We start from the raw sequence: 15,329 nt of genomic DNA on the forward strand, positions 1-15,329 counted from the left end.
GCCGGCACCACGACCGCGACCACGCGCTCGCCCCATTCGGGGTCGGGGCCGCCGACGACCGCCACGTCGGCGATCTCGGGGTGCTCGCCGAGCACGGCGGCCACGACCCCGGCCACGACCTTCTCGCCGCCGGTGTTGATGACGTCGTCGGCCCGGCCGAGCACGCGCAGCCGCCCGCCGTTCAGCTCGCCGAGGTCGGAGGTGACGAACCAGCCGTCCTCGAACGGCGCCGCGCCGAAACGGTATCCGGAGAACAGGACGGGACCGGCGATCCGCACCCGGCCGTCGCCCCCGATTTTGAGATCTACATTGTAAAGGGGCCGGCCGTCGTACACGCAGCCGCCGCTGGTCTCGCTCATCCCGTACGTCGTGACGATCCGGGCACCGAGCGCCCGCGCCTCCTGCAGCAGCCCCGGCCGGGGCGCCGCGCCGCCGAGCAGGATCGAGCGGAACACCGACAGGTCCGCGCCCCGCTCCACCAGCCGGTGCAGCTGGGTCGGCACCAGCGACACGTGCTGGGCCCCGGAGCCCAGCACCGCCTCGGGGGAGAAGCCGTCGTGGATGACCGGCTCGCTGCCGGTCATCACCGACCTGACCAGCACCTGCAGTCCGGACACGTGCGAGGGGGGCAGGCAGCACAGCCAGCGCTCGCCCTTGGCGGCCTTCAGGTGGCGCAGCGACGCCTCGGCGGAGGAGCGCAGCGCCCGCCCGGTGAGCATGACGCCCTTCGGCACGCCGGTGCTGCCGCTGGTCGCGATCACCACCGCGACGTCCTCGGGCACGCCTTCCCCGCCGGCCTGCCGTACCCCGTCGAGATGGGTGGGGCGCAAAGCCGTGAGGGTGGCGCCGGCGTCGGCGGGCGGCAGGGGGAGCACGGCGGGACCATCGCCGGTCAGAGCATCGCGAATCGCCGCGAACAGCCGCGGACCGGGTGGCAGCGCGAGGGCGTGCAACGGTTTGCTCACCATGCTCGTAAGGTTAGTGGCGACAGTTCGGATATGAGTGCGGGGAGGGTCGTGGAGCGTTCTCCCGTCGTCTTCCGGATCCCCATGCGCGAGCGTTTTCGCGGGCAGACCGTCAGGGAAGGCGTGCTCATCCACGGGCCCGCCGGCTGGGGGGAGTTCTCGCCGTTCCCCGAGTACGGTCCGCGCGAGTGCTCACGCTGGCTGGCCTGCGCCCGCGAGGCCGCCGACGAGGGCTGGCCGGCGCCCGTGCGCGCCGCCGTCCCGGTCAACTCGACGATCCCCGCCGTGCCGCCGGACAAGGCCTTCCAGCTCGTACGGCGGGCCGGCTGCGCCACCGCCAAGGTGAAGGTCGCCGAGCGCGGCCAGAGCTTCGCCGAGGACCTGGCCCGGGTGGAGGCGGTGCGCGACGCGCTCGGCCCCTCGGGGAAGGTGCGCGTGGACGCCAACGGCGCCTGGAGCGTGGATGAGGCGGTGCGCCGGTTGAGGGAGCTCGGCCGTTTCGACCTGGAGTACGCCGAGCAGCCGTGCGCCACCCTCGACGAGCTGGCCCGGGTGCGGCGCAGGTGTGACGTGCCGATCGCCGCCGACGAGTCGATCCGCAAGGCGGAGGATCCGCTGCGGGTGCGCGCGGCGGAGGCGGCCGACATCGCGGTGGTGAAGGTGCAGCCGCTCGGCGGTGTGCGTAACGCGCTGCGGGTGGTGGAGGCGTGCGGGCTGCCCGCGGTCGTCTCCAGCGCGGTCGAGAGTTCCGTCGGCCTGGCGGCGGGTCTGGCGCTGGCCGCCGCCCTGCCCGAGCTGCCCTATGCGTGCGGTCTGGGCACCATGACCCTCCTTTCGGGAGATGTCGTGAAAGACTCCCTCATGCCGGTAGACGGACAGATAGCGGTCCGCCGCCCGAACGTGGATTTTTCGTATTTGTCGGAATTTGAGATCGAATCCCCCTCGTGGCTTCGCCGGATGCAGGAGGCTGCCCCGTGAACCCCGCCACCGCGCTGGCCTCCGTGCTGGTCGACGAGCTGGTGCGCTGCGGACTCACCGACGTCGTGCTCGCGCCCGGCTCCCGCTCCGCCCCCCTCGCGCTGGCCCTGCACGCCGAGTCCCGGGTCCGCCTGCACGTGCGCATCGACGAGCGCTCGGCCTCGTTCCTCGCGCTCGGCCTGGCCAAACGATCGGAACGGCCCGTCGCCCTGCTCTGCTCGTCCGGGACCGCCGCCGCCAACTTCCACCCCGCCGTCATCGAGGCGGGCGAATCGGGCGTACCCCTGCTGGTCCTGACCGCCGACCGGCCGCCCGAACTGCGCGGCACCGGCGCCAACCAGACCATCGACCAGATCAAGCTGTACGGCTCAGCCGTCCGCTGGTTCGCCGAGGTGGGGGTGCCGGAGGATCGCCCCGGCCAGGTGGCGTACTGGCGCTCGCTGGCCTGCCGCGCCTACCAGCGCACGCTCGGCCCCGCCGATCCGGGACCGGTCCACCTCAACCTGTCCTTCCGCGAGCCGCTCATCCCCGACGGCGACACGAACTGGTGCGAGTCGCTCGACGGCGACGTCAACGGCCCGTGGGTGCGCGCCCGCGTCGCCCCGCCGCCCGTGGCGCTGCACATCCCGCCCACCCGCCGCGGCGTCCTGGTCGTCGGCGACGGCGCGGCGAACGTGCGCCGCTACATCGCCGCCGCGGGCATGGCCGGCTGGCCGGTGCTGTCGGAGCCCAACGGCGGCGGCCGCTACGGCGATCACGCGATCTCCACCTACCACTTCCTGCTCGGCACGCCCGAGTTCGCCGACGCCCACCAGCCCGACGTGGTCGTGACGCTGGGCCGTCCCGGTCTGTCGCGCCCGCTGCTGACGTGGCTGAAGCGGGCGCAGGAGCACATCGTGGTCGCGCCCGACCTGGCCCGCTGGCCCGATCCGACCCGCTCGGCCACGCAGGTCGCGCAGGCCGTGGAGATCCCGGTCGCCTCCGGCGACGACACGTGGCTGCACTCCTGGCGCGCCGCCGACCTGGCCGCCCGCGCCGCGATCGACGAGCTTCTCGACGCCTCCGGGCTCAGCGAGCCGCGCCTGGCCCGTGACCTGGTGGACGCGCTGCCGAACGGGGCGCTGCTGTTCAGCGGCTCCTCCATGCCGATCAGGGACCTCGACCAGGCCATGCGGCCCCGGCGCGGGATCCGGGTGCTGAGCAGCCGGGGCGCCTCCGGGATCGACGGGCTGGTCTCGAGCGCGATGGGGGCGGCGCTCGGGCACAACGGGCCGTCGTTCGCGCTGCTGGGGGACCTGTCGTTCCTGCACGACCAGAACGGGCTGATCCTCGGGCCCCGCGAGCCCCGGCCCGACCTGTGCTTCGTCGTGGTGAACAACGACGGCGGCGGGATCTTCTCGCTGCTGCCGCAGGCGGCGGTGCGCGATCCGTTCGAGCGGGTCTTCGGCACGCCGCACGGGGTCGATCTCGGGTATGTGGCGGCGGCCACCGGGACGCCGTACACGCTGGTGAGTGACATCTCGGAGCTGGGCAAGGCGTTGCGCGGGGAGGGGCTGCGGGTGGTCGAGGTGCGTTCGGAGCGCGAGTCCAACGCCCTGATCCACGCCCAGTTGCGCGAGGCCGCCCAGACGGCGATCCGGGCGGCGCTCTGAGTCAGGCCTGTGCCAGGGCCGCGCGCGCGGGTTCCGCCCGCCACAGGCTCACGGCCAGCCAGGCCACTCCGGCGGCGGCGACCAGCAGGCCCAGCAGGTAGAGGGGTTCGGGGACGACGTTCCTGAGCGAGCCGGGGATCATGCCCGCCGCGTAGAGGACGATGGCGCCGGTGGGCAGGCCGCCCGCCCTGATGGCGGCCACGGCGAAGGTGAGGACGCCGGCCATCAGCACCAGGGACGTCACCAGGAACGCCCGGCCGGTGCCCCCGGCGACCAGGGTGGCGACCGTGCTCCGGCCGAGGGCGGGGAAGACGAAGTGCAGGGTGTACTCGACGGCGAAGGCGCCGGCCAGGCCCGCGGCGTTGAGCGTGAAGCCGATCAGGCCGAGGCGGCCGGCCGTACGGGAGATGAGGAAGTAGCAGCCGGTGATCGCGAACAGGCCGGCCAGCGGCGCCAGGGGCGCGATCGCGTGGGTGAGCGCCGTCTCCGGCAGGAGTCCGGCGCGGCGGGCGGTGTTGACGGCGAGGACGACCGCGCACAGGAATCCGGCGGCCGCGGTGAGTCGGAACATGGTCGTTGACTCCGATGTTTCGGGGCTTTGTCGCTCGTATCATGAGCGTCCCGGACCCCTCGGGAGGAGGGGCGCGGGCCTGACGTAAGCAGCCCGAAAGAACCGGTCAGGACGGCGCCGGCAGCACCGTCATCTCGATGTCGTGCTCGGCCCACAGCACGAACCGCTCGACCGGCACCACCGGGTGCCCTTCGACCGGGCGGAAGGTGAAGCGTTTGAGCAGGACGGCCAGCACCAGCCGCGCCTCCAGCATGGCCAGCGACGCCCCTTCGCAGGCGCGCGGGCCGAAACCGAACGGGATGTAGGCCAGCCGTGGCCGCTCCGGCATCCGTTCGGGCGCGAACCGGTCGGGGTCGAACCGCTCCGGATCCGTCCAGACGCGCGGATTCATGTGCACCGCCCAGATCGGCACGAACACCGTCGTCCCGGCCGGCAGGTCGTAGCCGCCGAGCGTGAGGTGCTCGGTGGTCTCGCGGGCGCCGTACGGGCCGGGCGGGTAGCGCCGCATCGACTCCTTCAGCGCCATCTCCAGCACCCGCAGCCGGCTCAGGTCGGCGAATCCGGGCACGTCCGGCACCTCCGCGAGTTCCGCGCGGATCCGCTCGGTCACCTCCGGGTGCGCGGCCAGCAGGTAGAGGGTCCAGGAGATCGCCACGCCGGTGGTGTGGTGGGCCGCCAGCATCATCGACAGCACGGTGTCGCGTACCCGCGCCGGCCGCTCGCCGGCCTCGGCCATCAGCGTGATCAGGTCGGGCCGGTCCGGCGGGCGCCGCCCGGCGAGCACCTGGTCGACCGCGTCGCGCAGGAACGCCAGGCCTTCCTGCGCCCCGCCCTCCCGGTACGGCGTGCCGTACAGCTTGCCCAGATACTCCGACAGGACCTCTTCGAAGGCGCCCACCACCCGCCGGGGCAGGTCGCCCTCGTCCATCTCCATGCCCAGCGCGTACTGGCAGATCATGCGCAGGGACAGTTCGCTGAGCTCCTTCTGCAGCGCCACCGGCCCGTCCGCGGCGGCCCAGCGGTCGGCCATGGCGGCGGTCATGCGGGCGAAGGAGGGGTAGTGCGCCTCGTGCGACTTGCGCCCGGCCAGGGCGGACAGGACGAGCTTGCGCCACGGCACGTGTTCCTCGGCCGGCATCACCTGCAGGTTGCCCGTCTCGAAGAGCGGGGCGAGGAACTCGAACAGCTTCTCCGGCCGCTTGTCGACCCGCGCCACCCGTTCCAGCAGCAACGGATCGGCGACGGAGACGAGCCGCGAGCCGGGCATCCTGAACGCGGCCACGTCGCCGTAGTCGCGGTGCAGGGCCAGCTGGAAGGTGTGCAGGCCACCGGCGGCGGCGATGTCGTCGAGGTTGTCGCCCGACGCGGACGGCGCCGGCCCCGGGATCACCATGCTCGCCACCCTCGCACACGCGTCCGTGCCCCGCCACCCCACCCTGGCGGGTGATGCGGTAGATCACCGTGTCGGGGATACTTTGTCGCGTTCCAGCCGTTTCCGGGAGGTCGCATGTCGCTGTGGAAGAAGCTCGGTCTTGGCCTCGTGGGGGCGTTCGCGCTGCTCGTCGTGGCCCTCATCGTGGCGATCGTGGTGCCGGGCGGCTGGAAGATCTCCATCTTCATCGTCGGGGTCCCGGTGGCGGTGGTGTGGGTCGTCATCCAGATCATGGGGGAGTCCCACTCCTCCCGCCGTGACGACCCGCCCCCGCCGCCGCCCGCCCGGCGCCGCAGGCCGGGGGACGAGCACGGCGAGCCGTGGCGGTAGGGCGTCAGACGACGGCGGCCACCTCCGCGTAGTGGCAGGCGGCCGGGTGGCCGTGGCCGCGGTCGACCAGTTCGGGCGCCTGCTCGACGCAGATCGTCCGCTCGCCCTCGGTGAGCTGCGTGAACTTCGGGCAGCGGGTGCGGAAGCGGCAGCCGCTCGGCGGGCTGACCGGGTTGGGCACGTCGCCGCCGATGACGATCCGCTCACGTGCCCTGACCCGTTCGAGCCGCGGGTCGGGCAGCGGGATGGCAGAGATGAGCGCCTGGGTGTAGGGGTGGGCGGGCCGGTCGAACAGCTCGTCCCTGTCGCCGATCTCCACGACCCGGCCGAGGTACATGACCGCGACCCGGTGGGCGATGTGGCGGACCACCGACAGGTCGTGCGCCACGAACAGGTAGGCCAGGCCCAGCCGTTCCTGCAGGTCCTGGAGCAGGTTGACCACGCCGGCCTGGATCGACACGTCGAGCGCCGACACCGGCTCGTCCAGCACGATCAGCTCGGGCCGCATCGCCAGCGCCCTGGCGATGCCGACGCGCTGGCGCTGGCCGCCGGAGAACTCGTGCGGATACCGGTTGCCGTGCTCGGGGTTGAGCCCGACGGTGGCCAGGAGCTCGCGTACCCGCTCGTGGCCCTCCTGGCGGTAGGTGTCGTGGATGCGCAGCGGCTCGGCGATGGCGTCGCTGACGGTCATCCGCGGGTCGAGGGAGGCGTACGGGTCCTGGAACACGATCTGCATGTGCCGGCGCAGCCTGCGCGTCTCCGCGGCGCCGGCCGCCGCGAGGTCCCTGCCGTCGAACAGCACCGTCCCCGAGGTGGGCGGCTGCAGCTTGAGCACGGCGCGGCCGGTGGTCGACTTGCCGCAGCCCGACTCGCCGACCAGGCCGAGGGTCTCGCCCCGGTGCAGGTCGAAGGAGACGCCGCAGACGGCGTGCACCTGTCCCGTGGTACGCGGGATCAGGCCCTTGCCGCGTACCGGATAGTGCTTGACCAGATCCCGCACCGACAGCAGCGGCGATTCGCTCATGCCGCGCCTCCTTCGTGGTCTGCCGAGGTCAGGGCGAAGACGTCCTCGGGGCGGCGGCCTTCCAGGTCGGCGGAGAAGTGGCAGGCGGCCAGGTGGCCGGGGGCGGTGGCGAGCAGTTCCGGCTCGGCGCTGTGGCACCGGTCCTGCCGCATCGGGCAGCGCGGCCCGAACGGGCACCCGGGCGGCAGGTCGAGCAGCGACGGCGGCGAGCCGGTGATCGGGACCAGCCGCTCGCCCCTGCGGGCGTCGTCCAGCCGGGGCAGGCTCCCGATCAGTCCCAGCGTGTACGGCATGCGCGGCTCGTAGTAGATGGCATCGACGTGCCCGAGTTCGACCGGCCGGCCCGCGTACATGACCAGGACCCGGTCGGCGGTGCCGGCGACGACGCCGAGATCGTGGGTGATCAGCACCATGGCGGCGCCGGTGGCCGTCCGCGCGGTCTCCAGCGCCCGCAGCACCTGCGCCTGGACGGTGACGTCGAGCGCGGTGGTGGGCTCGTCGGCGATGATGACGTCGGGGTCGTTGGCCATCGCGGTGGCGATGACGACACGCTGGCGCATGCCGCCGGAGAACTCGTGCGGGTAGTCGCGGGCGCGTTCCCTCGGCCGGGGGATCTGCATCATCGCCAGCAGTTCGACCGCGCGCTCGCGGGCCGCGGCGGCGCTGACGTCGTTGTGCGCCCTGACCGCCTCGGCGATCTGGTCACCCACCGGGTGGACGGGGTTGAGGGAGGTCATCGGGTCCTGGAAGACCATCGCGATCCGGCCGCCGCGGATGGCCCGCAGCTCCTTGTCCGGCGCCCCGACCAGTTCCTGGCCGCGGAAGCGGACCGAGCCGCCGACCTTCGCCGATCCCGGCAGCAGGCCCATCACCGCCATGGAGGTGACCGACTTGCCCGAGCCGGACTCGCCGACGATGCCGAGCACCTCGCCCCGGCGCAGCTCGTAGCTGACGCCGCGGACCGCCCTGACCAGGCCGTCCTCGGTCGGGAACGACACGGTGAGGTCCTCGACCTCCAGCACGATCTCGCGCTCGCTCATGTGCGCACCTTCCGCTGCGTCGGGTCGAAGGCGTCGCGCAGCCCGTCCCCGATGAAGTTGATGGTCAGGGCGATCACCACGATGAACGCGCCGGGGAAGTAGAACAGCCAGGGCCGGGTGCTGACCGCCGTGTCGGCCTCGCTGACCAGCAGGCCGAGCGAGGTGTCGGGCGGCTGGACGCCGAGGCCGAGGAACGACAGCGCGGTCTCGACCAGGATGGCGGCGGCCACGAGGATCGTGACGTTGACGATGATCGGCCCGAGGGCGTTGGGGATCAGGTGGCGGAAGATGATCCACCGGTCGGTGGCGCCGAGCGCGCGGCTGGCCTCGACGTACTCCTTCTCGCGCAGCGACAGGACGACGCCGCGTACCACGCGGGAGACGTAGGCCCACTGCAGGGAGGCGATGACGAGGGCGACGAACCACCACGAGCCCGACGTGCCGCGGGTCAGGACCGCGGCGACCGCCAGCAGCGGCAGGGTCAGGACCAGGTCGGCGACGCGCATCATGACGCTGTCGGTGATGCCGCGGTAGTAGCCGGAGAAGGCTCCCCACAGGGTGCCCACCAGCCCGGCGAGCAGCGCGATGAGCAGGGCGATCTCGATCGAGCGCTGGGTGCCGCGCAGTACCTGGGCGAAGGTGTCGTGGCCGAGGTTGTCGGTGCCGAACGGGTGCTCCAGGGAGGGCGGGACCGACACGGCCGAGGTGATGTCGGCGTAGTCGTAGCGCCACAGCGCGCCGCCTGCGAAGGCCAGCAGGACGACGGCGGCGAACAGCACCAGGCTGGCCACCGCCGCCTTGTGCCTGAGGAAGCGGCGCAGCACCAGCTCGCGCTGGCTGCGCCGGCGGACGGCCGTGGCGTCACTCATAGCGGATCCTGGGGTCGAGGAGGGCGTACAGGAGGTCGGCGATGAGGTTGAACACGATGACCGCCACGGCCACCACGAGCAGCCACGCGAGCACCGCGTAGGCGTCGCGCTGATTGATCGAGGTGACGAGGAAGTCGCCGAGCCCGCGCCACTGGAAGACCGTCTCGGTGATGACGGCGCCGGAGATCAGGGAGGCGAAGTCGAGCGCGGTCACCGTGGTCATGGGGATGAGCGCGGTGCGCAGCGCGTGCCGGACGACCACGCGTCGCCGCGTCAGTCCCTTGGCCCGCGCGAACAGCACGTAGTCGCTGTTGAGCACGTCGAGCATCGAGGCGCGCTGGAACCGGCTCCACGCGCCGAACGAGATCAGCGCCAGCGAGATCGTCGGCAGCACCATGTGGCCCGCGGCGTCGGTCAGCTGGGCCCAGGCGCCGCCGTCCACGACCACCGATTTCTCCCCGATCGTGTACACCACCTGATCGCCGACGAGCTGGTTGAGCGAGATCCCGCCCTGCTTGAGCAGGACCGCGAACCAGAACGACGGCATCGACAGGAACAGGAACGCGGCGAAGGTGAAGCCGTAGTCGATGCCCGAGTACTGCTTGACCGCGCTCAGCACGCCGACGACCACGGCCAGCAGCAGGGCCAGGACGACGGCCACCGCGATGAGCCGCAGCGTGACGCCGAACCGGGCGGCGATCTCGTGGCCGATGTCCAGGTTGGTACGCACCGAAGGGCCGAAGTCCCCGCGCAGCACGCCGGTCATCCAGGTCCAGTAGCGCTGCAGCACCGGCTGGTCCAGGTACAGCCGATGCGCCTCGACCGCGATGACCTGCGGGGACGGCGGCGGGTTGCGGCCCTTGAGGTTGGCGAGCGGATCACCGGACATCGTCACGAGCAGGAACACGACGAACGTCGACGCCACGATCACCGGGATGGAGATCAGGAGGCGGCGGAAGGTGAAGGTGAGCACGATAGGGGTCACCGGCTCTCTGTGGCTGAGGTTTGGTCACCCAGTGCAGTCGTTCCGACTCGCCCGTACTTCGTCGGATGCGACGTAAGATCTGCGCCACTTCATCGGATTCGATGAACATTCGGTGAGCGTGACGTCGCAGGATGCCCGCATGTCGGCTTCTCTGGTGATTCGCGGTGGCACAGTTCATGACGGTGGAGGCGGCCCTGGCCGGGTCGCGGACGTCCTGGTCGAAGGCGATCGGATCGTCGCCGTCGGCCCTTCGGCGGGCGGCCACGACGTGCCCGTCCTGGACGCCACCGGGCTGGTGGTCGCCCCCGGTTTCGTGAACGTGCTCAGCCACGCGTACTTCACCCTGGAGAAGGACGGTCGTGGCCTGTCCGACCTCTACCAGGGCGTGACCACGCAGGTCTTCGGCGAAGGACTGTCGATCGGGCCCTTCACCCCCGCGATCAGGGCCGAGCTCGGAGCGGGCTTCGAGTCCTTGGAGTGGGAACGGCTGTCGCAGTTCCTATCGCACCTGGAGCGCAAGGGCGTGGTCCAGAACGTCGTCAGCTTCGTCGGCGCGCACAACCTGCGCATGATCGGCGCGGGCACGGACGACCGGCCGATGACCGCCGCAGAGCTCTCCCATGTACGCGGCGTCCTCGACGAGGAAATGGCCGATGGAGCCCTAGGCCTGGGATCGGCGCTCATCTACCCGCCCGGCTGCTTCGCCCCGACCGACGAGCTGGTCGCGCTGTGCGAGGTCGTCGCCCGGCACGACGGCATGTACATCTCGCACATGCGCAGCGAGGGCGACCACTTCCTCGACGCGGTCGACGAGCTGATCGAGATCGGCCGCCGGGCCGGGGTGCGGGCGGAGATCTACCACCTCAAGGCCGCCGGACGCGCCAACTGGCCCAAGATGGCACGAGCCGTCGAACGCGTCGAGGCCGCCCGCGCCGCCGGGCAGGCGGTGACCGCGGACATCTACCCCTACCTCGCCGGGCAGACCAACCTCGCCGCCTCGATCCCGCCGCACTTCCACGAGGGAGGTCAGGAGGCGCTCGCCGCCCGGCTGGCCGACCCGGCCGAGCGGGCCCGCATCCGCGAAGGGGTGCGGACGCCGTCGGAGCGCTGGGAGAACATCTACCTGGCCTCGGGCGGCGCGGACGGCGTCATGCTGCTGCCCGACCCGAAGGGGCCCGCCGCCGCCTACCGCGGGCTCAGCCTCGGGCAGGCGGCGCGGGACCGGGGCGCCGACCCCGTCGAGACGCTGCTGCAGCTGGTCGAGGAGGAGCCCGGGCTGCACGCCATGTACTTCATGATGGACGAGGACGTGCTGCGGACCGCCCTGCGCAACCCGTGGGTCTCCGTCGGGTCCGACGCCGAGACCTTCGCCGCCGAGCCGCCCTACACCGACGCGCCCACGCATCCGCGGGCCTACGGGACCTTCGCCCGGATCCTCGGCCGGTACGTGCGGGAACAGGGGCTGCTGACCCTCGGCGAGGCGGTGCGGCGGATGACCAGCCTGCCCGCCACCAACCTGGGCCTGCGCGACCGCGGCCGCCTTGCCCCCGGCGCCTATGCCGACATCGTCGTCTTCGACCCCGAGACCGTCGGCGACCTGGCCACCTACGAGTCCGCGCACCAGTACGCGCGCGGGATGCGGCACGTGGTGGTCAACGGCCAGACCGCGTTCGCCGACGGCGCGCCCACCGGGCGGTTGCCCGGACGGGCGCTGAGGCGGGGGAGGTCGTCATGAAAGAGCAGGTCGAGCAGGTTCTCGGGCCGATCGGCGCGCGGGCGTGGGTGCACGCCGTCGACCTCGACAGCGGCGCGGAGATCGGGTACGGCGAGTACGGGCTGGTCGCGCTGGCCAGCGTCTTCAAGATTCCGGTGCTGGTGGAGTTGTTCCGCCGGTTCGGGGACGGGCGGCTGTCTCCTGACACGCGGCTCGACGTTCCCGCCGAGGGACGCTCGGCCGGGCCCACCGGGCTGTCCGTCATGGCCGACCCGATCGAGCTCTCGCTGCGTGACCTGGCCTACTGGATGATGAGCGTCAGCGACAACGCGGCCACCGACATCCTCGTCAACCTGCTGGGCACCGACGCGATCAACGCGACGCTGCGGGAGCTGGGCCTGACCAGGACCAGGGTCGACGGCACCTGCGACGACCTCTACCAGACGCTGTACCAGGACGTGCCGGAAGGCGCGGGTCCCGACGCTCTGCGCGCCGCGCGCGCGGTCGATCCCGAGCGCACCCAGCACTCCGGTACGCCGCGCGAGATCACCCGGTTGCTCGCCTCCCTGTGGAAGGACGAGGCGGCCGGGGCCGCGGAGTGCGCCGAGATGCGGCGCATTCTGGGGTTGCAGGCGTGGCCGCATCGGCTGCGGGCCGGGTTCACCGAGCCTGGGACGCGGGTGAGCGCCAAGACCGGGACCCTGCCGTTCTGGCGTAACGAGGCCGGGGTGGTGGAGGCCGACGGCGGGCGGTTCGCCGTCGCGGTGTTCATCAGAACCGAGGACCACCGCTACCGCCAGCCCGCCGCCGACGCCTGCGTCGGCACCCTCGGCCGCCTGGCCGTCGACCACCTGCGCTCATCCGCCGGCTACCACCCCCGATCATCCGCCGACCACCCACGCTCGTCCGGTGGCGACCACCAGTGGTCGTCCGGCGATCAGCCGTGCTCATCCAGTGACCAAGCGCGATCGGACGTTCACTTGCGGTCGGCGGATGCCCCTGAGCGATCGGACACGCTCGTGTGGTCAGCGGACGCTCCCGTGCGATCGGCGGCCGATCACCTGCGATCGCGGGGGAGTGGCGTGCGGAGGCCGGGTACGGTCAGGGCGGCCACGCCCGAGGCGATCCGCGAGCACGCGGCCGGGCTCGGCGCCCAGATCTGGCTGCACGCGCGTGATCTCGACACCGGCAAGTCGGTCGGCATCGGCGAGAACACCCCGGTGGTCACCGCCTCGGTCTTCAAGGTGCCGGTGGCCCTCGAACTGGCCCGTCAGGCGGCGGCCGGTGAGATCGACCTCACCCAGCGGGTCACCGTCCCGGAGGAGGGCAGGGTGCCGTCGCCGTACGGCCTGGCCGCGCACCGTGACCACGTCGTCGCCTCCTACCGCGACCTGGCCCAGCTCATGATGGTCATCAGCGACAACGTGGCCACCGACCTGGTCCTCGATCGGGTGGGCAAGGACCGGGTGGCCGCGCTGCTGGCCGAGCTGGGTCTCGGGGGCACGGCCGTACCGCAGAACTGCGCGGAGATTCTGGCCAGTGTGGCGCAGGACCTCGGCACCGCCTACGGCGACGACGAACGCGAGCTGAGCGAGGTGCCGCTGGAGCGACTGCGGTCGTTGCGCGCGCTGGACCCGGCGCGGACCTGCCGCACGACGCCCGAGGAGATCACCCGCCTGCTGGCCGGCATCTGGCGCGAGGAGGCGGCGGTGCCGGACGCCTGCGCCCTGGTACGCGGCTGGATGGGCGCCCAGATCTGGCCGCACCGCCTGAGCAGCGGTTTTCCGGGAGACGACGTGGTGATCAGCGGGAAGACCGGCACCCTGCCGCTGATCCGCAACGAAGCCGGCGTGCTCGAGTTCCGCGACGGCGGCAGGTACGCCGTCGGCGTCTTCACCCGCGCCGCCGACCCCACCCCGAACGCCCCACACCTCGACGCGCTGATCGGCTGGGCGGCCGCCGAAGCCGTCGCCCAGTTGCGCGGCGAGCGTTCCTGATCCAACTCACCCCCCGTTTGGAGCCGAACATGGCTTTGCGCCGCACCTATCCGAAGGCCTTGACGGCCGGCGCCCTGGCGCTCCTGCTCACCGCCTGCGCGGGCGGAGGCGGAGGCGGCACGAAGACGGCGACGTCCGGCGACGGCCGCGTCACCGGCGAGGTGAACACGGTGAACACCGCGACCGTCGGCACCGGCGGCACCGTGACCTACACGATCACGTATCCGATCTCGAACTGGAACGTGCTCAACGCCGGCGGCGCCACGTACTCCGTGATCGACATCTCCAGCGTGCTGCTGCCGGGCGCGTTCTCCATCCAGCCCGACGGCTCGGTCACCCAGAACACCACACTCGTGACCAGCGCGGAGAAGACCGCCGACTCACCGCAGACGATCACGTACACGATCGATCCGAAGGCCGTCTGGTCCGACGGCACCCCGATCTCGGCCGACGACTTCGAGTACACCTGGCGGGCGCTCGACCCCCGCACCTGCCCGAAATGCCAGGCGGCCAACAACGCCGGCTACGACCGGATCAAGTCCGTCAAGGGCTCCGAGCAGGGCCGTACCGTCACGGTCGTGTTCGACCGGCCGTATGTGGACTGGAAGGCGCTGTTCTCGCCGATCCTGCCCGCGCACGTCGCGAAGACCTACGGGCCGGCCGACACCGCCGCGGGCCTGGAGAAGAGCTTCAACGAGGGCTTCGCCAAGTCGGTCCCGAAGTTCTCGGCGGGGCCGTTCAGGATCGAGGAGTTCACGGCGGACGGCTCGGTGGTGATGGTCCGCAACGAGAAGTGGTACGGCAAGCCGCAGAACCTGGACAAGCTCATCTTCCGCCTCATCACGGACGTCTCACAGCAACCGACCTCGCTCGCCAACGAGGAGGTCGACGTGATCTACCCGAACCCGCAGGTCGACATCGTCCAGCAGGTCGACGACCTGCCCGCGGTCCGTTACCAGGTGTCGCCGAGCGCGTCCGTGCACCAGATCTGGCTGAACCACAACGCCCCGGCCCTGAAAGACCTCGCCCTGCGCAAGGCGATCTTCCAGGCGGTGAGCGTGAAGGACCTGATCGCCAAGACGATCGGCCAGTTCGACAGTACGGCCGAGCCCCGGCTGAGCCAGATGTTCCTGAGCGGCGCGCCCGGTTACGCCGACGTGGTGAGCGAGTTCGAGTACGGCATCGGCGACCCCGAGAAGGCGAAGAAGACGCTGGGCGATGCCGGGTATACCGGGATCGGCGCCAAGCTGGTGGCGCCGGACGGCAAGCCGGTGCCCGCGCTGCGCTTCGCCGTCCAGGCCGGCGACCAGCTGCGCGCCTCCGAAGCCCAGCTGGTCAAGGCGGCGGTCGCCCCGCTGGGGATCGAGGTGCAGGTGGCCACGGTGTCCAACACGGTCGATGCCGTACAGGAGGGGAACTGGGCGATGACGGTCGGCACGGTGTCGCAGTCGCCGTTCACCGCGACCAGCAACATCCCGTACTTCCTGAGCTGCGAGGAAGGGGTGAACTTCTGCCGGTTCAACCTGGGCAACTACCGCAACCTCAAGGTCGACAAGCTCCTCGACGCCGCCCTGTCGGCGACCAGCGCCGAGGAGGCGACGAAGAAGCTGCAGGAGGCGGACAAGATCGTCTCATCGGACTACTCGATCCTGCCGCTGTACCAGAACCGATCGTTCCTCGCATACGACGCGAAGCTCGGCAACATCCGCGACAACAGCCTGTCGTTTCCTACCTATAACAGCGAGCAGTGGGGCCTGCTGAACGGGTCCTGA

At 71.5% G+C, this 15,329-nt stretch carries 11 protein-coding genes and 1 pseudogene; 6 read left to right on the top strand and 6 right to left on the bottom strand.

The window, feature by feature from the left end:
• Positions 1-968, bottom strand: a 968-nt coding sequence (locus tag ACFWYW_RS53545) for an AMP-binding protein (RefSeq protein ID WP_379641365.1), incomplete at its 3' end; no start/stop codon positions are given.
• Between the two features lie 30 nt (positions 969-998).
• Here ACFWYW_RS53545 and ACFWYW_RS53550 point away from each other — a divergent pair.
• Together ACFWYW_RS53550 and menD are read left to right on the top strand one after the other, a co-directional pair.
• Complete coding sequence (locus ACFWYW_RS53550; protein WP_379624351.1) at positions 999-1,943, top strand: o-succinylbenzoate synthase; 945 nt, start codon at positions 999-1,001, stop codon at positions 1,941-1,943.
• On the top strand, positions 1,940-3,595 hold the full coding sequence (gene menD, locus ACFWYW_RS53555) for a 2-succinyl-5-enolpyruvyl-6-hydroxy-3-cyclohexene-1-carboxylic-acid synthase (protein WP_379624353.1): 1,656 nt from the start codon (positions 1,940-1,942) through the stop codon (positions 3,593-3,595). The genes ACFWYW_RS53550 and menD overlap by 4 nt, the downstream gene beginning before the upstream one ends.
• Before the next feature lies 1 nt (position 3,596).
• On the opposite strand, the gene ACFWYW_RS53560 is transcribed toward menD, so the two are convergent.
• Together ACFWYW_RS53560 and ACFWYW_RS53565 are read right to left on the bottom strand one after the other, a co-directional pair.
• On the bottom strand, positions 3,597-4,166 hold the full coding sequence (locus tag ACFWYW_RS53560) for a hypothetical protein (protein WP_379624355.1): 570 nt from the start codon (positions 4,164-4,166) through the stop codon (positions 3,597-3,599).
• 106 nt (positions 4,167-4,272) lie between these two features.
• On the bottom strand, positions 4,273-5,559 hold the full coding sequence (locus ACFWYW_RS53565; protein ID WP_379624357.1) for a cytochrome P450: 1,287 nt from the start codon (positions 5,557-5,559) through the stop codon (positions 4,273-4,275).
• A 114-nt stretch (positions 5,560-5,673) separates the two neighbouring features.
• On the opposite strand from ACFWYW_RS53565, the gene ACFWYW_RS53570 reads away from it, so the two are divergent.
• Complete coding sequence (locus ACFWYW_RS53570; RefSeq protein WP_379624359.1) at positions 5,674-5,928, top strand: hypothetical protein; 255 nt, start codon at positions 5,674-5,676, stop codon at positions 5,926-5,928.
• 4 nt (positions 5,929-5,932) lie between these two features.
• Here the strand turns inward: ACFWYW_RS53570 and ACFWYW_RS53575 are convergent.
• The 3 genes and pseudogenes from ACFWYW_RS53575 to ACFWYW_RS53585 all read right to left on the bottom strand — a co-directional run bounded on the left by ACFWYW_RS53575 (position 5,933) and on the right by ACFWYW_RS53585 (position 9,834).
• Positions 5,933-7,992 (bottom strand): annotated as a pseudogene (locus ACFWYW_RS53575) (dipeptide ABC transporter ATP-binding protein).
• The gene (locus ACFWYW_RS53580; RefSeq protein ID WP_379624361.1) at positions 7,989-8,861 is read right to left on the bottom strand and encodes an ABC transporter permease; all 873 of its coding nucleotides are present in this window, start codon (positions 8,859-8,861) and stop codon (positions 7,989-7,991) included. Before ACFWYW_RS53580 ends, ACFWYW_RS53575 begins: the two are co-directional and overlap by 4 nt.
• Entirely contained in the window at positions 8,854-9,834 is a 981-nt protein-coding gene (locus ACFWYW_RS53585; RefSeq protein WP_379624449.1) for an ABC transporter permease, read from the bottom strand. Before ACFWYW_RS53585 ends, ACFWYW_RS53580 begins: the two co-directional genes overlap by 8 nt.
• Before the next feature lie 151 nt (positions 9,835-9,985).
• On the opposite strand from ACFWYW_RS53585, the gene ACFWYW_RS53590 reads away from it, so the two are divergent.
• The 3 genes from ACFWYW_RS53590 to ACFWYW_RS53600 are packed head-to-tail and all read left to right on the top strand — an operon-like array spanning position 9,986 to position 15,329.
• Positions 9,986-11,581, top strand: coding sequence for an amidohydrolase family protein (locus tag ACFWYW_RS53590; protein WP_379624364.1), 1,596 nt, complete (start codon positions 9,986-9,988; stop codon positions 11,579-11,581).
• Positions 11,578-13,557, top strand: a complete 1,980-nt coding sequence (locus ACFWYW_RS53595; RefSeq protein WP_379624366.1) for a serine hydrolase — start codon at positions 11,578-11,580, stop codon at positions 13,555-13,557. Before ACFWYW_RS53590 ends, ACFWYW_RS53595 begins: the two co-directional genes overlap by 4 nt.
• Positions 13,558-13,586: 29 nt before the next feature.
• Positions 13,587-15,329, top strand: coding sequence for an ABC transporter family substrate-binding protein (locus tag ACFWYW_RS53600; RefSeq protein ID WP_379624368.1), 1,743 nt, complete (start codon positions 13,587-13,589; stop codon positions 15,327-15,329).

The organism is Nonomuraea sp. NPDC059023, from assembly GCF_042740095.1.
Lineage (GTDB): Bacteria > Actinomycetota > Actinomycetes > Streptosporangiales > Streptosporangiaceae > Nonomuraea.